Raw genomic sequence first — 18429 nt, forward strand, 5'->3', positions numbered from 1 at the left:
CGGGTGGGGCGTCGGCCTGGCTATCCGATCAGAAGGAGAAATTCAGCATTCGGCGTTGGGTGGTGGTGACTTCAAGCGGCGCATTGATCAACGCCTCCTCCATCTCGTTTCCCGCCTTGTCCGCATCCGCCATCCCCGGCTGCAGCGGTGCCTTGATGCCGATACCCGAGCCGTTGCCCGGTGAGCCGCCGGCGTTGACCTTGACCATCGCACCGACCAGGGTGACGCCGCCCGGGTCGAGCTTGATGAAGCTTCCGCCGGCCTTGAGGGTGATTTCCGTGCCGGCTTCGACCACCAGTTTCTGCCCGGCCTTGAGGTGGATTTCCTGGCCGGCGTCGATGAACTGGCCGGTGCCAATCTTGATGTGCTGGTTGTTGGCGACGGTGAGGTGGTCGTCGCTGCGGGTTTCCACCTTGCGGTCGCCGTGGGTGGTGCGGTGTTCCTCGGCCTTGAATTCGCTGTAGGTGTTCGCCTCGACGGTGTCGTGGCGTTCGTGGCCGATGCGGATGTGCTGGTCGTGCTCGATGTTCTCGTCCCAGTCGCGCTGGGCGTGGATGAAGATCTGCTCCTGGCCCTTGCGATCCTCGATGCGCAGTTCGTTGAAACCGCCGCCACCGGGGTAGCTGTTGGTCTTGAACAGGCTGCGGGTCTTGTGTTCCGGCAGGGCGTAGGGCACCCGGTTCTCGGCGTGGTAGAGGCACCCGGAGACCAACGGTTGGTCGGGGTCGCCTTCGAGGAAGCTGACCAGCACTTCCATGCCGACGCGGGGGATGGCGATGCCGCCGAAGGCGCTGCCGGCCCAGCCGCTGGCGACGCGCAGCCAGCAGCTGGTCTTGTCGTCGGCCTGGCCCTCGCGGTCCCAGAAGAACTGCACCTTCACCCGGCCGTACGGGTCGCAGTGGATTTCCTCGCCGGCGGGGCCGGTGACCACGGCGCTCTGGTTGCCCAGCACCCTCGGTTTGGGATGCAGCAGGGCGGGGCGGTAGGGCACGTCCCAGGGGGTGGCGACGAAGCGGTTTCGGTAGCCCTGGTGGAAGTCGTCCTTGTCGTCGGTGACATCGCTGGTGATGGACTCCTCCAGCACTTGGGGCTGCTTGCCTTCGTGATGGACTTCGGTGAGCAGCCAGAGGTCGTTCCACTCGCCGCGCGGGTGTTCGGAGAGTTCGAGGAAGTGGCCGCTGAGCAGTTTCGGCTGGTCGCCTTCGCCGCGGGCGGTGCGGTAGTCGGCGCGGTGGCGTTCGAGGGTTCGCTGGCTGAGGTGCTTGCCGCGCTCGCGGTCGGTGAAGCGGCCGGGGTAGTCGTAGTCTTCCAGGTCCGGCTCGGGTTTTTCGGCCTTGGGCTTGCAGGCCGCTTCCATCAGCAGGCGGGGCTTCTGGAAGTCATAGTCGCGGCGGGTGACGCGGCTGGTGCGCGCCTCCAGGCCGAGGTTGAAGCGCTTGATCACCGGCATGTCGGCGACCATGCCGGTGTCGGGGATGTAGGGGGTGGGCTGGCCGAGACGCGGGAAGGTGGTCTGGTCGTCGCCGAACACCAGGCGATGGCCGTCGCTGCCGTGGCGGAAGTGGTAGTGGATGCCTTCCTCTTCGCACAGGCGCTGGATGAAGTGCAGGTCGGACTCGTCGTACTGGGTGCAGTAGTCGCGCTTGGGATAGACCGTCGGGCCGAGCTGGAACTGGTAGGCGTCGGCCAGGATGCCGTGTTCTTCGAGCACGCTGGCGATGATCTCGGGCACCGTCAGCTGTTGGAAGATGCGCTGGTTGACGCGGTGGGCGAGGTAGGCCAGTTGCGGTACCAACACGACGTGGTAGCGACACAGGCGCCGGCCGGCATCGCCCTGGGCCACGCGGTGGATCTGCCCGTGGATGCCGGCCCCGCCGGGGGCGAAGGCGAGGAAGGCGCGCTTGTGCAGCAGTGCGTCCAGTTGCAGGTCCGGGCGCTCGCTGACCAGTTCGACTTCGAACCGGTAGGGGCGGCTGATGCCTTCGCTGCCGTGGAATCCGAGCACCTGCAGGTCGCTGTCGACGCCTTCGATGCTGAGGCTGAAATGGGTCTGGTTGGCGGGGTTGAACATGTTCAGGCTCCCTGTTCGAAGATCATCCGTTACGCCGCTGGAACCAGCGGCGCACAGCCTTGGGTTGCGCGAGGAAGGCATCGCGCAGTTCGCGGACGCCGATGCGCCGCTCGTTTTCGTTCAGCGCCAGCGCGGTGCGCAGGGCCTGCCAGGCAGGCGGCGCGAGCGCGCGCGGCGGCTTGAGCTGTTTCTCCAACTGCTGGTCCCTGGCTTCGCGGGCGTCGAGCCGGCGGTAGGGGTGATGGCCGGTCAGCAGCTCGTGGAGCACGCAGGCGGCGGCGAAGAGGTCGCTGGCGGGCGAGATCGGTGCGCCGTCGAGGAGTTCGAGCGCCGCGTAGCGCGGCGTCCAGGCGTTGAAGCGTTCCCGCGCGAGCCGCGGCAGGCCGTCCAGCAGGCCTGCCCGGGGCTGGCCCAGGCCGTAGTCGAAGAGCCGCGCGCCGTCTTCGGCGAGCATCACGTTGCTCGGCTTCAGGTCGCCGTGCAGCACGCCGCAGTCGTGGGAATACGCCAGGGCGTCGAGGAGGCTCAGGGCGATGCCGCGGCATTCGTCCCAGGGCAGGCCCTGCGGCCGTTCGCAGAGCAACTGGTCGAGGGTCAGGCCGCGCATCAGCTCCAGGGTGATGAAGGCGCGGCGGCAACTGCTGTCCACCTCGAAGCTGTGCAGCCGCACGATGTGCGGGTGGCGCAGGCGCATGGTGAGGGCGAATTCGCTGTAGAGCAGGGTGCTGGCGTCGGGGTATTCGGAAAATTCTTCGTTGAGCAGCTTCACCGCGACGTACGGGTCCGGGTCGCCGAACTGCTCGCGCAGCAGGTCGCGTGCCCGGTAGACGGCGCCCATGCCGCCGATGCCGAGCAGGCGTTCCAGCTGATAGCGGCCGCCGAGCACGTCGGGCAGCGGTGGCGCTGCCGTCGTTTCGCTGTCCGCTCGCGGCGGCGCCGTGGGCTGGCCGATGAAGGCGAAATAGGTGCTGTTGCCGGCTCCGGCGAGCGGGTCGGTTAAGGCGAGGTTCTCGGCTGTCATCGGCGGATCACCACGGCGGTCAGGTTGTCGCGCGCCGAGCCGTCCAGGGCGTGGGTGAACAGTCGCTCCAGCGCCCGTTCGGTGGAGCTCAGGTTCAGCGCCGCGCCGAGCGAGCGTTCGTTATGGCTGTTGTAGAGGCCATCGCTGCACAGCAGGAAGGTGTCGCCAGGGTGGACGCTCAGCTCCAGGGTATCGAGGGCGAACTGGTCGCCGGCGCCCACCGCGCGGGTGAGCGCGTGGGCCGAGGGGTGGCGCCGGGCCTGTTCGGCGCTCAGGCCCTGCTCGTCGATCAGCTGCTGCTGCATCGAATGGTCGCGGGTGAGCAGGTAGAGGCGATCGTTGCGCCAGAGGTAGCAGCGGCTGTCGCCGGCCCAGACGCAGGTGGCGCGGTCCGTCTCCAGCAGCAGGGCGACTACGGTGCTGCCCATGACCTGCGGCGGCAGATCGGCGGTCTGGGTCATCTCCATGACGAAGCGCCGGTTGAGCCAGTGCAGTTGCTGGCGAATCCGCTGGGCGCGGCTGTCGTGGTCCGCGTGGTGCGGAATCTGCGCGAGGGCCTCGACGATCATGCGGCTCGCGCGGTCGCCGCGCGCATGCCCGCCCATGCCGTCGGCGACCGCCCAGAGCCCATGCTCCGGGCGGTCGAGGAAGGCGTCCTCGTTGCGCGCACGGACCTTGCCGGTGTCCGTGCGCGCGGTGCTGCGCCAGCGCGTCGCGATCTGCATCAGAGCGACACCGGCAGGCGGAAGCTGCGCAGGTTGCCGAGGTCGAACGGGTTCGGCGAGCGCTGCGCCAGCACCAGGTAGCTGGCGCGCAGGCCGCCGAGGTCGGCCTTGAGCATCAGCACGTCGCGGCCGTGCAGGTACTCGCTCTGCATCTGGTCGAAGAGGCGGAACAGCGACCAGGGGCCGGTGTTCTTCTCCAGACTGACGCGGCGGCCGCCGAGCTCCTCGAGGACCAGGCTGGTGCGGCCGTCGTCCGCGTCGGTCGGCCACTTGAAGGCGACCGGCACGATCGGGCCGTGGCGGTATTCCAGCTGCTGGTTGCCGAAGCGGAAGTCAGCGCGGCTCAGGCTGGAGTCGATGGAGTAGGGCTCCAGCTTGAACTGCACCTGCGGCTCGGCGGGGTTGTCGGAGAAGAAGCTGCGGCGGATCGCCTGGGCGTGGCCCATCTGCTCGAGGAAGGTGCCCGACATCGGCAGGCTGTGACCGTCCACGCTGCGCAGGCGGTAGTTGCCCGGATCGCCGCTGACGAAGGGTTGCAGGTAGGTTTCGAAGAAGCGGTCGGCAACGCCCTGGGCCTTGAAGAACTCGCGGAAGTCGGCGATCGCCACGTCGCTGTTGCTCTTGGCGTTGAACGGGTAGCGCTGGTTGATGGCCTTGAAGTAGACGCTGTACAGCTCGGCCTGGTAGCGCTGGTTGAGGTAGCGGTAGGCATCGCCCAGGACCAGGGTCCAGCTGTCCTCCGCCATCAGGTTGAACCAGCCGTTGACCGGTTGCGGCAGGCGCGCGGCGGCGCTGCGCAGGTTGGCCAGGGCATCGGGGCGGCCGGACATGCGTCCACGGGCCAGCTCGAAGGCCATCTGCTCGGGCTGGCTGGCGCGGGCAAGGCCGGCCAGTTGCAGTTGCAGGTCGTTGAGCGACTGCATCAGCGGCGCCAGGTCGGCCGCCGGCCCGCCGTTGTCGTCGAGCAGGCCGTGCAGCGGTTCGAAGCGGCGCTGCATGGCCTGGCGGGCGGTGTCCGGCAGGCTCCTGGCGAGGGCGTCCTGGGCCTGTTCGGCGGCGGCTGCCGCCACCTTGCCGACCTTGCCCAGCTTGCCGCCGGCTTCGGCCGCGGCGCTGGCGACATCGCCGGCGGTCTCGGTGCTTTCCGCGACACCCGGGATGCGGGTGTTCTCGCGCACCTCGATGAGCAGTTGCAGCAGCGGCGAGTTGGCGGCGGTCAGGCCGGCCACTTCGTCGGCGCCCGCGCTGGTGTCGGTGATCGGCTGCAGTTGCACCCGGTTGACCGCTTCGCTCCAGAAGTTGGCGTAGTCGCGGAAGTACAGCTGCTGCAGTTCCACCATCAGGCGGCTGAGGTCCTGGCCGCTGAGGCTGCTGCCTTCGCCGAGCACCCAGTTGTCGCGGAGGATTTCACGCACCATCGGCGCGCCCTGGGCGACGAAGTATTGCTGGTAGCCGCGCAGGGTGTAGAAGCCGGGGATGAGGTAGTCGGTGCCGGAGAACAGCGCGCCCTGCGGGCCGAGATGCTGGCTCAGGCGGTACTCGGGCAGGCTGCGGGCCTGTTCGCGCAGCACGCGGTAGACCACGCTGGCCAGGGATTCGCCACGCAGCACCTGGCGGGCCTGGGCCACCAGCGGCGCGTTCAGCGGGTAGGCGAAGGGCTCTTCGAGCAGGCGCGCGAAGTGCGTGCCCAGGCCGTTCTGCACCAGGGTGTCGCCGCTGTAGCGCACCGACCAGTCAGCCCCCATCCAGTCCTTGAGGAAGCCCGCGTCGCGGCGCTCCGGCAGGTTCAGCATGAGGTAGGCGCGCAGGCTGCCGAGCAGGCGTTCGCGGTCGCCCAGGTTGGCGCGGATCTGTCCTTCCAGGGTGCGCGCCACGCGCGGCAGGAGCTGGGATTGCAGTTCGCGCCGGTAGGCGGCTTCGAGTGGCGGTGTGCTGCCCTCGCCCTGGTAGAGACCGGCGCGCTCGTGCAGCGCGACGTCGCCCTTGGGCGGGAAGACCTGGCTGGCGGCGTAGCTGGTGTCCAGGGCCTTGAGGGTGGCGCGGGCGTCGTCCTGCGGGGTGAGCGCGGCGTGCTCGCGGGCGAGTTGCTGGCCCAGGTCGCGGACCTGGGTCAGGCGGGCGTTGTTGGCCGAGAAGCCGCTGGCCCAGAGCAGGCCGAACACCGCGAGCAGCGCCAGGGAGGCGGCGTACACCGCGCGCTGGCCCCAGTGGATGCGGCGGGTTTCGCGCTTGTCCAGGCCGGCCAGTTCCGACTCGGGGAAGATCACCCGGCTGAACAGGTGGTGGATGAAGCGCGGGCGGCCCTGGCGCAGGGTCGGCAGCTTGACGCTGGCCATGCCCAGGTTGGCGCCGATGGCGGCGGTGTCCTCGTCCATCCGCTGGGTCAGGTGCGGCGCGCTGGTCAGGTAGAAGCCGCGCAGCTGGGTGGCGCGCTGGTAGCGGTTGCCGGTGAAGGCGAACTCCACCAGCAGGCTCAGGCGGTCGCCGATCTTCGCCAACTGGTGCGGGAAGTCGAGGATGCGGCCACGGCGCTGGGTGTTGCGCTCCTGGTGCATGCGCAGGATCACTTGGCTGTTGAGCCGGCGCAGCAGTTCCTCGAACTCCTGGCGCAGGACGCCGGCGTCGGTGCCGTCCTGCTCCTTGCGGAAGCTCACGCCCAGCACCTGCTCGCTTTCCTCGCGGGAGAGCTGGTCGAAGAACTCGTCGAAGCCCGGCAGCTTGTCGGCCTTGCTCAGCACCAGGTAGACCGGCAGGTCGACGTGCAGGTTGCGGTGGATGTCCTGCAGGCGCGCGCGAATCTTCCGGCCGAGCACTTCCAGGCCCTGCTCGTCACCGCCCAGCAGCAGGTCCACCGGCACGTTGACCACCACGCCATTGAGCGGGCGCGTACGCCGGCGCTTGCGCAGCAGCTCCAGCAGGGCGTTCCAGCCGCTGGCGTCGACCTCGGGGTCGTCCTGGCCCAGGTAGCGGCCGCTGCTGTCGACCAGCACGCCATGCTCGGCGAAGTACCAGTCGCAGTAGCGGGTGCCGTTGGTGTCGCGGGTCAGCTTGCGGTCGATCTTGTTGATCGGGAATTCCAGCCCGGAGAAGTCCAGCAGGCTGGTCTTGCCGCTGCCCTGCGGGCCGAGCATCAGGTACCAGGGCAGCTCGTTGCGCCAGCGCTCGCCGCGGCCGCGGTAGAGGCTGGAGGTCTTGAGGATGCGCAGGGCGTCCTGGAAGCGCGAGTGCAGTTCCTGCTGCTCGTCGCTGATCAGTTCCTGGCGGCGCAGGCGTTCCTGGCCGTCGTCGCTGTTCTCTTCCGCGTGCTTGCGGCGCATGGAGCGCCAGCTGCTGAAGACCATGAACAGGCCCCAGCAGAGGAACAGCACGGCGATGCTCAGCAGGCGGGCGCTGGCGCTTTCCCAGAACTTGTGTTCGTCCACCGCCAGCAGCGGGCCGGCGAACCACACCAGCAGGGCCAGCAGGAGCACCAGCAGCAGGCTCCAGACCCAGGTCCGGCGCAGGAAGCCGCCGGCTTTCTTGAAGAAGTTCTTCATCACACTATCCCTGTGTTACGACTTGGGCTCGACCGCGGCCGGGTCGAGTTGCTGATAGGGTTGCAGGACGGCTTCGCGCTGGTCGTCGAGCACCCAGGCGAAGCCGGAATACATCACCACCAGGCAGACCAGGGTGAACAGCGCCACCAGCCACCAGGGCACGATGCGCACCAGGCGCCGGCGCGAGTCGCGCAGGCCCTCCCAGTGCGGCGACAGCTCCCGCTGCACGTCGCCGCGCAACTGGCGGATCTGCCGGTAGAGGCTGTCGCGCACGGCCTCCAGTTCGAGCATGCCGCGGGATATCACGTGGTACTTGCCCTCGAAGCCCAGGGACAGGCACAGGTACATCAGCTCCAGCATCGGCAGGTGCTTGACCGGGTTGCGCGACAGGCGCTCGAGGAGTCGGAAGAACTTCTCGCCGCCGGATGTCTCGTTGTGGAAGCTGCTGAGCAGGCTCATCTGCGACCACTCGCTCCTGTCGCTCAGCTTGCTGGTCACCACCGCTTCGTCGAGCACGGTGCACAGCACGTAGCGGGCCCCCAGCACCTCTTCGTTCTCGCCGCCTTCGTGCAGGGCGCGCAGTTCGAACTGCTTGATGCGGGTTCTGAGCTGATCGTTGAGCGCGTGCAGGTCCTCGTCGACGACCAAGTGCTTGAGCCGCACCACTTCCGAGAGCAGGTCGGCGGCGGCGGCCACCAGCGGATTGAGGCTGATGTTGAAGGTTTCTTCCGGACCCAGCCGCGCGGAGTAGATCATCCGCTCCTCGAGCTGCTCGAAGCGCGGCGGCTGGGCGAAGTCGGTGAGCGGGCTGCGCGAGCGGCTGTCGCCCTCGCGGTCGACCAGTACGGTCTTGTCGTCCTGGCGGTAATCCATTTCCGTGGTCATGCGCTCAGTTCCTGATGGCCCAGAACTTCAGTTCGAGACCGGCGAATTCGCCGGAGACATGGAAGGCGAAGCCGCCGGAATGCTCCAGCTGCGCCTGCTCTTCGGGGCTGAGTTCGAGGATGAAGTAGGTCTTGTTGGCGTGGAACGGGATCTGCCGCGGGGCCACCGGCAGTGGCTTCACACGGATACCCGGGAGGTGCAGGTTGACCAACTGGCGGATGCCTTCCACCGCGCCGGCCTTGAGCTGTGCCGGCAGCCGCTGGCGCAGTTCCTCGGCCTCGCACTGGGCGCTGGCGGCAAGGACGAAGGAGGAGCTGGCGAGCAGCTTGTGGTCGTGCAGCGGCGAGACCAGGATGCCGTACTGGCGTTGCTGCAGGACCAGCTCGATGGCGTGCTGTTCAAGCACCATCGACAGGACCTGGCGGATGGCTTCCATCAGCGTGCGGAAGCTGGCGCCCTGGTCGCTGTGCTGGTAGTGGCCGTCCAGGCGCGGCCGCTTGGTTTCGCTGGAGAAGGTGGCGAGGTCGCCGAGCATCGCCAGCAGCGTGCGGTAGACCTCCTCCGGATGCACCTGCTCCAGGTCCAGGCAGTGGCGCAGGACCAGTTCGGTGCGGTTGATCAGCTGCAGCATCATGAAGTCGCCGACCTCGGCGCCGCCCACCTTGCCGGTGGAGCGGATGCGCTCGGCCAGGGTGTCGCCGCGGTGGCCGAGCATGCTGATGACTTCCTTGAGGCACGACAGCAGGTAGCCGCTTTCGTGGAAGTGCAGGTGGCTGGGGATGAAGTCCGGGTCCAGGGTGATGCGTTTGTCCGGCGAGGTGTCGAGCACGTCGCAGACCTTCAGGCGCACATAGGCCTGGTCGTCGCGCTGCTCGCCCAGCAGCAGGCGGAAGTCGGCGTGACCGCAGGTGACCTGGCTGCTGGCGCTGTCGCCGGCGTTGGAGTCGGCCACTTCCTGGTCGCGGGTGGTGTAGCGCGCCAGCACGTCGATCTGCTCGGGGCGGCGGGCTTCGACGTGGTTGCCGGTGACCAGCGGCAGCGCCAGGTACACCGGGGTGTTGCTGGTGTTCGCCGGGATATCCAGGACCAGCGGCTCGTCGCGGCTGGCCAGGTCGAAGAGGGTGCCGTCGGGCAGCACGCCGGCGGCCTGGCTGATCACCAGCTTGCCGGTGGTGAGGAACTGCGCGTCGATCTCCACGCGGAAGAAGCCCCAGCTGTAGCGGCCCAGCAGGCGGGTGCGGGACTTGAGCTGGTGGTCGTGGTAGCGGTCGCTCTGCTGGAAGTGCTGCGGGCGCAGGAGCATGCCTTCGCGCCAGATGACTTTGTGCGCGGCCATGTCAGAGGTCCTTCTTGGCAATGGAGGCAGCGTCCTGGATACCGTTCTGGTCCAGGTGCAGTTGGGCTTGGGTGAGTTGTGCCGGGGCCAGCGTCACCACGTAGCGCCAGCGGGTCTCGGGCAGGTCGCGGTAGGCGGCGAGGACGCCGACGTAGCGGCTGCCGTCGTTGACGCTGAGCTTGAGTTCACGGGTCTCGCCCGGGCGCAGCTCGATCTCCTCGCTGGCCACCAGGTCCGGCGAGAGCGACTCCTTGGGGCGTTCGTAGAGGCTGAAGAAGTCGGCGTTCTCGAAGGCCACCGGGTTCTTCAGCTCGATCAGGCGCACCACGATGGGCGAGGGGCGGCCGTCCAGGTCGGGGTTGAGCTGGTCGCTGGCGCTGAGGTTCAGGTCCAGCTTGGTGAGCTTCGAGTAGGGCGACAGCGCCGAACAGGCGCTGGTGAGCAGCACCAGGGCGAGCAGGGCGACGGACTTGAGAGGGGACATGCGGTTCATCCTTGGGATTCGCTGTTGAGGGTGGCGATCAGCCGGACCTGCTCCTCGTAGGCCTGGGCGAAGTCGCGGGAGAGCAGGCGTTCGCTCCATTCGTCGTCCTGGCGCAGGGACTGGTGGTAGCGCCCGTAGGCGCGCCAGCGGCCGCCGGCGCCGGTCAGGCGGGAGACCTGCCCGTCGCGCTCGAAGCGCAGGGCCAACTGCTCCGGGGCGAAGTGTTCGAGGGTGCTGCGCACGGCGGCGCGGCTGGCGCTGAGTAGCGCTACCTGGTGCGCCTGCAGGTCGCGGAAGGCGCTCGCCACGGACTGCTCGGCGCCGGCCTGGCCGGGCCTGCCGCCCAGCAGCAGGGCGGTCAGCGCTTCGCGGCTGTCGGCGCTGGACTTGAGCGGGTTGCCGTTGTGGCCCTGGACGGTGGTCAGCGCCAGGCGCAGTTCGTTCTTCAGCTCGGTGCGGGTGCGCAGGCTCTGCTGCAGGCCACCGACGCACTGGCGCAGCAGGCGCGCGGCCTGGGTGGCCAGGGCTTCGCGGGCGTCCTGGTCGAGCCCCTGGAGGGAGATGCCCAGCTCGTCGCCGAAACGCTGCCAGAAGCCATCGGGCTGGCGCTCGGTTTCGGCGTCGGGCGCAGCGGCGGCTTCCTCTGGCGGCGCGACCAGTTGCGGCAGCGGCAGGCTCTCCATGTCGATGGGCGCGTAGTCGGCCTGGTAGCGCATGTCGGCGCGGTGTGTGCCGAGCATGCCGTAGTCCTCGCTCACGGCGTGGATGTGCTCCTGCCGGTCGAGGGCGTGCAGCGGGTCGAGGTCGAGGAAGGCGTCGTCCGGAATGATGCTGCCGGCCGCGCGGGGTCGGCCGATCTCTTCACTGAAGAGCGCCGGGTCCTGCACCAGCCGTGCGCGGATCTCGAACTCGCCCAGGCAGTACACCGCGCCGTGTTCGATGCGCTGGGCCTGGCCGTGGTGCAGGCGCGCGCCGCTGTCCTTGAGCTGGGTGCCGTTGCTGCTGGTGTCGGTGAGGAAGAAGGCGCCGTCGCGATAGCTCACCTGCGCATGCTGGTTGGACAGGTGGCGGCTCTGGTCGGGGATCGCCCAGTCGCAATCGGCGGAGCGGCCGATGATGCCGCCGGTTTTCCTGAAGGTCTTGCTGGCCAGCTGGGCGGGCACGAATTGCTTGGCGCTCACTATTTCGAATACCAGTTCCATGGTCGTGTACTCCTGGCTCAGTTGCCGCGGTTGACCGCCGTCGGCTCGCCCAGCGGGCGATAGTCCTTGTCGTTGAACCTGTAGTTGCCGCTGCAACCACCCAGGACGAGCAGGGTGGCGAGGGCGAGCAGGGCGGCGCGCCAGTGAAGAGGGGGCATCAGACGACCTCCTTGGTGTGTCGTGGCCAGTGGTTGGGAAAGGGAAGCGGGCGGTTCATGGAGGGCTCGGTCATGACTCGCAGGAGAGGAGGTTCAGACGGCCCATGCGATACAGCAGGGTGCGGCGCGGCAGGCCCAGCTCGCGGGCGGCGAGGGTGCGGTTGCCGCCGTTCTTGCGCAGGCAGTCGAGCAGTATCGAGCGTTCGAGCCGCTCCAGGCGCTCGCGCAGGTTAGCGCTGCCGCCGCTCTCGGCCGGTACGTCGCGCAGGTTGAAGTGCGACGGCAGCAGTTCGCCGGTTTCGCACAGCAGCACGGCGCGCTCTACCATGCCCTTGAGCTCGCGGACGTTGCCGGGGAAGGCATAGCCGCCCAGGCGCTCCAGCGCATCCGTGGACCAGTTGCAGGGATCGCGCTGGAGGAAGGCACAGGCCTTGTCGGCGAAATGGCGGGCCAGTTCGAGGATGTCGTCGCCACGCTGGCGCAGCGGCGGCAGTTCGATGGGGAACTGGGCCAGGCGGTAGTAGAGGTCTTCGCGGAAGGCTCCGGCGCTGACCATGGCCTCCAGGTTGCGGTGGGTGGCGGCGATGATGCGCACATCGATGCGGTGGGTGTCGTTGCTGCCCAGTGGACGGATTTCACCCTCCTGCAGTACGCGCAGCAGCTTGGCCTGCAGCGGCAGCGGCATGTCGCCGATCTCGTCGAGCAGCAGGGTGCCGCCATCGGCGGCGTCGAACAGGCCGCGGCGGTCGCGGTCGGCGCCGGTGAAGGCGCCCTTGCGGTAACCGAACAGTTCGCTTTCCAGCAGGTGTTCGGGCAGCGCCGAGCAGTTCTGCACCACGAAGCTGGCCGTGCGGCGCGCACCGCAGTCATGGATGGCGCGGGCGACCAGTTCCTTGCCGGTGCCGGTCTCGCCGGTGAGCAGGACGGTATAGGGGCTGTGCAGGACCTTGCCGATCAGTTGGCAGGTGCGCCGCATGGCGGGGCTTTCGCTGATCATTCCGTAGCCGCTGGCGCAGGGCGCCGGCGTCGCCGGCTGGCTGTCGCTGCGGGGACGGCGCAGGCGGCGCAGCAGCTGGAGCTGGGCGTGAACGAAGGTGCCGAGCTGGCCGAGGGACTTGGCGAAACCGCCGAGGTCGCCGCGCGCGTGGCTGGCGCACAGCAGCAGCCCCTGGACGGCCTGCTGCTGGTCGAGCAGGGGCAGGCACAGCAGGGCGCGCCAGGGCTCGCCGCTGGCCGGCAGGAAGCTGGTGTCGTGCAGGCTGTCGTTGAGTTCGGAGAGGCTGAGCACGCGGTTCTGGCAAAGGCTGTACTGCAGCAGTTGCTCGTCCTTGTAATCGACCGGCAGGGTTTCCATCTCGCGCGGTTGCAGCAGCCCGTCCAGGCATTCGGCGTTCAGGCCCAGCGCGCTGTGGCCGGCGTCCAGCAGGTAGAGCTGGACCAGCTCGCAGTCCGCCAGCTCGGTGGCGGCGCGGACGAACTGGCCGAGCAGGCTGCCGGCATCGGCGGCGCGCGCCAGTCTGGCGTAGTGCTCCAGCAGGGCCTCGGCGTAGTTCAGGGGCTGGGGGATGCGCAGGAACATGTCGCTCACCTCAGCTGAACTCGCAGGTGGGGCGGGCGTCGCCGTCGAGGGTGGCGTGCACCTGGCGCAACGTCTCGCCGGCGGCCATGGCGTCGAGCAGGCGGTCGGCGATCTGCGGCAGCAGATGGGCGTCCATCAGCTGGTCGATCAGGCGGGCGCCGCTCTCGCTCTGGGTGCAGCGCTCGGCCAGGTGGTCGACCAGGGCCTGGCAATGGCTGAAGGCGAGCTGGCGGCGCTGCATGCGCTCGCCCAGTCGGCCGAGCTTGAGCTGCACCAGCTCGCGCAGCACCTCGCCGCTCACCGGGTAGTAGGGCACCACGCGCATGCGGGCCAGCAGCGCCGGCTTGAAGTGGCGGCTCAGGGCCGGCCGGATGGCTTCTTCCAGGTCCTGTGCGTCGGGGCGTCGGCCATCGGCGCAGAGGGCGGCGATACGCTCGCTGGCGAGGTTGGAGGTCATCAGGATCAGTGTGTTGCGGAAGTCGATCTCGCGGCCCTCGCCGTCGTTGGCGATGCCCTTGTCGAAGATCTGGTAGAAGAGGTTGAGCACGTCCGGATCGGCCTTCTCCACCTCGTCCAGCAGCACCACCGAGTAGGGTTTCTGCCGCACGGCCTCGGTGAGCATGCCGCCCTCGCCGTAGCCGACGTAGCCCGGCGGCGCGCCGATCAGGCGGGAGACGGTGTGCTTCTCCTGGAACTCGGACATGTTGATGGTGGTGAGGAAGCGCTCGCCGCCGTACAGCAGGTCGGCCAGGGCCAGGGCGGTCTCGGTCTTGCCGACGCCGCTGGGGCCGACCAGCAGGAACACGCCCACCGGCGCATCGGGCTTGTTCAGGCCGGCGGCGGTGGCGCGCATGGCGCGGTCCAGGGCCTGTACCGCCTGCTCCTGGCCACGCACGCGCTGGCGCAGGTCGCTGGCGAAGCTGGCGACCCTGGCGTTGTGCTCGCGGGCCAGTTGCGACAGTGGCACGCCGGTCCAGTGGCTGATGACCTCGGCCACCAGCCGCGGGCAGACCTCGAAGCTGACCAGCCGCTCCTGTTCCTGGGCATCGCGCAGCAGGGCGTGCACATCGTGCAGGCGCTGCTCCAGATCGGCGCTTTCTTCCTCGCGCTCCGGCTCGCCACGGGCGGCGGCGAGCTGCTGGCGCAGGTCGAGCAGTTCGCTGGCCAGATCGCGCTGCCGCTGCCAGCGCTGTTGCAGTTCGACTTCCTGTTCGCGGGCCTCCTCGAGACGCGCTTCGAGGGTTTCGAGGGCGTCCCGGTCGATGTTCAGGCCGGCTTCCTGGTCACGGCGCAGGGCCTGGCGCTGGCGCTCGCCTTCGGCCAGTTCGCCGCGCAGTTTCTCCAGGCTTTCCGGCGCGGCGGCGAGACTGATGCGCACGCGGGCGCAGGCGGTGTCGAGCACGTCGACGGCCTTGTCCGGCAACTGCCGGCCGGCGAGGTAGCGCGCGGACAGTTCGGCCGCCGAGACTACCGCATCGTCGCGCAGATAGATGCCGTGGCTGGCCTCGTAGACCCGGGCCAGCCCGCGCAGGATGGTCACCGCTTCGCCGACCGTGGGTTCGTGCAGCTGTACCGGCTGGAAGCGCCGGGCCAGCGCCGGGTCCTTCTCGAAGTATTTCTTGTACTCGGCCCAGGTGGTGGCAGCGATGGTGCGCAGCTCGCCGCGCGCCAGCGCCGGCTTGAGCAGGTTGGCGGCGTCCGAGCCGCCGGCCTGTGCCCCGGCGCCGATCAGGGTGTGGGCTTCGTCGATGAACAGGATGACCGGCTTGGCCGACGCCTTCACTTCGTCGATCACCCCCTTGAGGCGGCGCTCGAACTCGCCCTTCACGCTGGCGCCGGCCTGCAGCAGGCCCAGGTCCAGCGACAGCAGCTCGACTCCCAGCAGGGCGTGCGGCACCTCCCCGGTGGCGATGCGCGCGGCAAGCCCCTCGACCACGGCGGTCTTGCCCACGCCCGCTTCGCCGACGACGATCGGGTTGTTCTTCCGCCGACGGGCGAGGATGTCGATCATCTGGCGGATCGCGCTGTCGCGGCAGAGCACCGGGTCGAGCTTGCCCTCGCGGGCCTGGCGGGTGAGGTTGTGGGTGAAGCGTTCGAGCATCGATTCGCCTTTGCCGGTGGCCGGCGCGATGCCGTCTTCGGGCTTCTGCGACAGGGCGAAGTCACGCAGGCGATCCGCATTCAGGCGCGCCAGCAGCGGCTGGTAATGGCTGCCGGCGTAGCGCAGCGGATTGCGCAGCAGGGCGAGGATCAGCGCGGCCTGGTCGATCTGGCTCTGGCGCAGTTCCAGGTTGGCCACCAGCAGGGCGTCCTGCAGCCACTGCATCAGCTCGGCGGCGAACACCGGGTTGCGCGAGGCGTTGCTTTCGCTGCGCGGCTGCAGCGCCGTGGCCAGTTCGCCGGCATCCACGCCGGCATCCAGCAGGGCGCGCGACAACAGGCCCTGGGGGCGCTCCAGCAGGGCCAGCAGCAGGTCCTCGACGAGGATCCTGCTGCCGGCGCGGGCGACGCAGCGCTCGGCCGCGCCTTCGAGGTCGCGGCGGGTTTCGGCATCCAGTGCCTGGACGAGTTGTTGCAGGTCGAGGTTGATCATGGTTCATCGTTCCTTAATGAATGCGGCTGCCGAGGGTGACAATGCCGTCGGCGTGCTCGCGTCCAAGCCAGCTGGTCCAGCCCAGCCGGCAGGGGTTCCGGTCGCCGATGCGCAATTCGCGGATGGCGTCGTGGCGCAGTTCCAGGCGCAGGTCGTAGTCCAGCGGGTCGCGCAGGGTGAAACGCACCAGGGCGCAGAGCGGCTGGTAACCGGTGCCGATGGGCAGGAACTCATGGAAGCGTTCCCAGTCCAGCTCGCGGATGTGCACGCGGAACTTGCCGCTGCGGTCGCGTACCCGTTCTCCCAGCACCAGGTCTTCGCCCAGGCGGCTGTTGGCCAGGCCCAGGCGGTTGCGCTGTTCTTCGAGGATTTCCACCTGGCGCTCCACGCACTGCTCGATGAACAGGTCGGCGTGCTTGAAGTAGTAACGCAGCACCGCTTCGATCAGCGCAGCCGAGTGGGCGCGCAGGCTGAGCAGGCCGAGGTAGGGCAGCAGGCGTTTCCAGTTCAGCTCCTCGGCCTGGCGCAGTTCGGCGCCACCCAGGCCGATCAGGGCGAACAGGCGGTGCGACAGGGCGTCGATGGCGCCACTCTTGAAACGCGCGTGATAACGGTACTTCTGCCAAATCGGCAGCAGCAGGCGTTGCAGCCGGTGGTGGAAGAGGTCGAGGAAGTCCCGCGTGGGGTTGCCGTCCTCGCTGTCGCCCAGGGCCTGTTCCCCATAGAAGGCCGGCAGCGGCGAGCCGGCGCCGAACAGGCCGATCAGGTTGATGCGCAGGCGCGCGCGCAGCACGCCGTTCTCCTCGAAGAACTGCACGCTCTGGATGTCGCTGCCGGGGAAACCGAGGCTCGGGTTGGCCTGGAATTCGAGACGGTCGTAGAGCGCCTCTTCGTCCTCCGTGACGCCTGCCTCGCGCAGGCGCTCGATGACCAGCTGCACCGCCTGGAACAGCGAGTATTCGCGGATGTCCCGGCGCAGCCGGCTCAAAGCAGGGGCTGTTGTCCCATGCGCGGCGTCCATTGGTACACCTCTCCCTGTGTGCTTTTGACCTTCAGCTCGTGGTACGAGTTGAGGCTGGCGTAGAGCGCGAAGAATTCATTGAGGACCGAGGCGAAGACGAACAGGTCGCCGTCGCAGATGTAGCCCTCGGGGTCGACCGTCAGCTCGGTACGCAGGCCGCGCACCGGCAGGCCGCGGTGCAGGCGGTCGACGTGCTGGTGGTCGATCGACTTGAGGCCGCCGAGCAGTCGCTTGCTGACCTTCTCCGCGTGCTGGTCGTAGTAGCGCGGCAGGTCGTAGGTCTCGAGGATCACCTTGAGCGCCTCGACGTTGGCCAGCGACAGGTAGTTCAGCGACATGTTGCTGATCAGCTTCCAGAGGAAGTCGCGGTTCAGCGGCGGTGCGTAGCTGGGCGTGACCGGGGTGATGTTGCGGAAGTGCAGCGAGTCCGGCGTATCGTCGCCGGGCAGGCAGATGTCGCCCAGCTTCAGGCCGCGCGGCAGATTCTGGTTGGTGCAGGTGAGCTCGATGGACAGCGTCTCGTAGGACGCGTGGTCGCGGATGCCGAAGCTCAGGTAGGTATCCAGGCCCTCGTGCAGCAGCGAGTTGCGCTGGCGCACACTGTAGTGCGGGCGGGCGGTGGGTACGTCGAAACTGGCGTCGTGCTCGAAGGATTCGAACGGCACGTAATCCTGGTGTCCCTGGCCGCCGGGGTCCCAGCCGGTGACACTGTTCACGGCGAACACGCCGCAGTGCTGTGCGTCGAAAGCAGCCGGCAGCAGCAGGTATTCGTCCTGCTTGCCGTCCAGGCGGATCGGCAGCGCATCGTGCTTGAACAGGTTGACGATGGGCGTGCAATGCAGCTTGAGATTCTCCAGAGTCGGCTGCAGGCGCTGAATACCGCTGCGGTGGATGTCGAAGCGGATTTCCAGGCCGCGGGTTTCCTTGAGCTGTGCTTCGGACAGCGCGTCCAGCCGGTCCAGGCCGAGCAGGTCGACGAACAGGAACTTGTCCTGGAAGGCGAAGTATTCCTGCAGGAAGCGATAGCCACGGAAGGTATTGAGCGGGTAGGGGATCATCGCCTCGTCTTCGGCGAAACCCACCGGCTGCACCCGATCCCCCGGAAGGCGGAAGGCCAGCGGGTGGTCGTGGTCGTCGAGCAGCGGCTGCTGGCGCTCATTGAGCGGCACCAGCTCGATGTTGTCGAGGTTGTTCTGCAGGCACAGGTAGAGCATCTGGCTGATGTAGCGCTCGCCGGCCAGATGCAGGCGCAGGCGCTTGAGGTTCAGCTCGCCCAGGTGACCCGGGCAGCTCATCTCCAGGCGCAGGCTGAGGATCGCGCCTTCACCCTTCACCGAGTAATTCACGCCGGCGGCGCGCAGCGCGGTGACCTCGGTGGGGAAGCAGGTGCGGAAGCGGCAGCGTACGTCGCCCAGCGGCTTGCTTTCCACCTGCGTGTCGCGCGCAACCAGCAGGGCCGGCGCGGCACTGGGCAGCGGGTCGAATTGAATAATGCTGAAGGCCGGCAGCGGACGCATGTAGTTCGGCCACAGCAGGTGCATCAGCGAGTGGGTGAGCTCCGGCAGTTCGTCATCGAGCTTCTGCCGCAGGCGCCCGGTGAGGAAGGCGAAGCCTTCGAGCAGACGCTCGACATCCGGGTCGCGCCCCGCCTGCGCGAGGAACGGCGCCAGCGCCGGGCTGCGCTCGGAGAAGCGGCGTCCCAGTTGGCGCAGGGCGGTGAGTTCGCTCTGGTAGTAGTGGTTGAATGACATGGTCTTTCCGTGACTCTCCGGTGGTCTGCCGGCCTCTTCCTTGGTTGAGGTCAGTTCTCGTTGATGC

The 18429-nt window shown here is 68.3% G+C and carries 13 protein-coding genes; all 13 read right to left on the reverse strand.

All coding sequences use genetic code 11. The features are described 5' to 3' along the window. Nucleotides 1-28 precede the first annotated feature (28 nt). The 13 genes from AC3B6A_RS03900 to tssF all read right to left on the reverse strand — a co-directional run bounded on the left by AC3B6A_RS03900 (nt 29) and on the right by tssF (nt 18362). Entirely contained in the window at nt 29-2071 is a 2043-nt protein-coding gene (locus tag AC3B6A_RS03900; protein ID WP_488400996.1) for a type VI secretion system Vgr family protein, read from the reverse strand. Between the two features lie 22 nt (nt 2072-2093). Further along, complete coding sequence (locus AC3B6A_RS03905) at nt 2094-3092, reverse strand: serine/threonine-protein kinase (protein WP_488400997.1); 999 nt, start codon at nt 3090-3092, stop codon at nt 2094-2096. After that, nucleotides 3089-3817 (reverse strand): PP2C family protein-serine/threonine phosphatase, encoded by a 729-nt coding sequence (locus tag AC3B6A_RS03910; protein ID WP_488400998.1) that lies wholly within the window; start codon nt 3815-3817, stop codon nt 3089-3091. Before AC3B6A_RS03910 ends, AC3B6A_RS03905 begins: the two co-directional genes overlap by 4 nt. Next, nucleotides 3817-7353, reverse strand: a complete 3537-nt coding sequence (gene tssM, locus AC3B6A_RS03915) for a type VI secretion system membrane subunit TssM (RefSeq protein ID WP_488400999.1) — start codon at nt 7351-7353, stop codon at nt 3817-3819. Before tssM ends, AC3B6A_RS03910 begins: the two co-directional genes overlap by 1 nt. A gap of 15 nt (nt 7354-7368) precedes the next feature. Beyond that, nucleotides 7369-8238 carry a type IVB secretion system protein IcmH/DotU gene (gene icmH / locus AC3B6A_RS03920; protein WP_488401000.1) on the reverse strand — a complete coding sequence of 290 codons (870 nt, stop codon included), beginning with the start codon at nt 8236-8238 and terminating at the stop codon, nt 7369-7371. 4 nt (nt 8239-8242) lie between these two features. After that, nucleotides 8243-9574 carry a type VI secretion system baseplate subunit TssK gene (tssK, locus tag AC3B6A_RS03925; protein WP_488401001.1) on the reverse strand — a complete coding sequence of 444 codons (1332 nt, stop codon included), beginning with the start codon at nt 9572-9574 and terminating at the stop codon, nt 8243-8245. A gap of 1 nt (nt 9575) precedes the next feature. After that, a complete protein-coding gene (gene tssJ / locus AC3B6A_RS03930) occupies nt 9576-10058 on the reverse strand; it encodes a type VI secretion system lipoprotein TssJ (protein ID WP_488401002.1) in 483 nt (160 codons plus the stop codon). Nucleotides 10059-10063: 5 nt separating this feature from the next. Continuing rightward, on the reverse strand, nt 10064-11260 hold the full coding sequence (tagH, locus tag AC3B6A_RS03935) for a type VI secretion system-associated FHA domain protein TagH (protein WP_488401003.1): 1197 nt from the start codon (nt 11258-11260) through the stop codon (nt 10064-10066). Nucleotides 11261-11277: 17 nt separating this feature from the next. Next, on the reverse strand, nt 11278-11418 hold the full coding sequence (locus tag AC3B6A_RS03940) for a type VI secretion protein (protein WP_488401004.1): 141 nt from the start codon (nt 11416-11418) through the stop codon (nt 11278-11280). Between the two features lie 70 nt (nt 11419-11488). Then, on the reverse strand, nt 11489-12997 hold the full coding sequence (locus AC3B6A_RS03945) for a sigma-54 interaction domain-containing protein (protein ID WP_488401005.1): 1509 nt from the start codon (nt 12995-12997) through the stop codon (nt 11489-11491). Nucleotides 12998-13007: 10 nt separating this feature from the next. Continuing rightward, nucleotides 13008-15590: a type VI secretion system ATPase TssH gene (gene tssH, locus AC3B6A_RS03950; protein WP_488401006.1), complete on the reverse strand. Its 2583-nt coding sequence runs from the start codon at nt 15588-15590 to the stop codon at nt 13008-13010. Nucleotides 15591-15603: 13 nt separating this feature from the next. Further along, on the reverse strand, nt 15604-16611 hold the full coding sequence (gene tssG, locus AC3B6A_RS03955; protein ID WP_488401007.1) for a type VI secretion system baseplate subunit TssG: 1008 nt from the start codon (nt 16609-16611) through the stop codon (nt 15604-15606). Continuing rightward, nucleotides 16575-18362 carry a type VI secretion system baseplate subunit TssF gene (gene tssF, locus AC3B6A_RS03960; protein WP_488401008.1) on the reverse strand — a complete coding sequence of 596 codons (1788 nt, stop codon included), beginning with the start codon at nt 18360-18362 and terminating at the stop codon, nt 16575-16577. The genes tssG and tssF overlap by 37 nt, the downstream gene beginning before the upstream one ends. Nucleotides 18363-18429: the final 67 nt, after the last annotated feature.

This window comes from Pseudomonas sp. B12(2026), from assembly GCF_057767015.1.

Coding starts and splice junctions, on each gene's coding strand:
- AC3B6A_RS03900 (WP_488400996.1), bottom strand. CDS start 2,071: ATGTTCAACCCCGCCAACCAGACCCATTTCAGCCTCAGCATCGAAGGC.
- AC3B6A_RS03905 (WP_488400997.1), bottom strand. CDS start 3,092: ATGACAGCCGAGAACCTCGCCTTAACCGACCCGCTCGCCGGAGCCGGC.
- AC3B6A_RS03910 (WP_488400998.1), bottom strand. CDS start 3,817: ATGCAGATCGCGACGCGCTGGCGCAGCACCGCGCGCACGGACACCGGC.
- tssM (WP_488400999.1), bottom strand. CDS start 7,353: ATGAAGAACTTCTTCAAGAAAGCCGGCGGCTTCCTGCGCCGGACCTGG.
- icmH (WP_488401000.1), bottom strand. CDS start 8,238: ATGACCACGGAAATGGATTACCGCCAGGACGACAAGACCGTACTGGTC.
- tssK (WP_488401001.1), bottom strand. CDS start 9,574: ATGGCCGCGCACAAAGTCATCTGGCGCGAAGGCATGCTCCTGCGCCCG.
- tssJ (WP_488401002.1), bottom strand. CDS start 10,058: ATGTCCCCTCTCAAGTCCGTCGCCCTGCTCGCCCTGGTGCTGCTCACC.
- tagH (WP_488401003.1), bottom strand. CDS start 11,260: ATGGAACTGGTATTCGAAATAGTGAGCGCCAAGCAATTCGTGCCCGCC.
- AC3B6A_RS03940 (WP_488401004.1), bottom strand. CDS start 11,418: ATGCCCCCTCTTCACTGGCGCGCCGCCCTGCTCGCCCTCGCCACCCTG.
- AC3B6A_RS03945 (WP_488401005.1), bottom strand. CDS start 12,997: ATGTTCCTGCGCATCCCCCAGCCCCTGAACTACGCCGAGGCCCTGCTG.
- tssH (WP_488401006.1), bottom strand. CDS start 15,590: ATGATCAACCTCGACCTGCAACAACTCGTCCAGGCACTGGATGCCGAA.
- tssG (WP_488401007.1), bottom strand. CDS start 16,611: ATGGACGCCGCGCATGGGACAACAGCCCCTGCTTTGAGCCGGCTGCGC.
- tssF (WP_488401008.1), bottom strand. CDS start 18,362: ATGTCATTCAACCACTACTACCAGAGCGAACTCACCGCCCTGCGCCAA.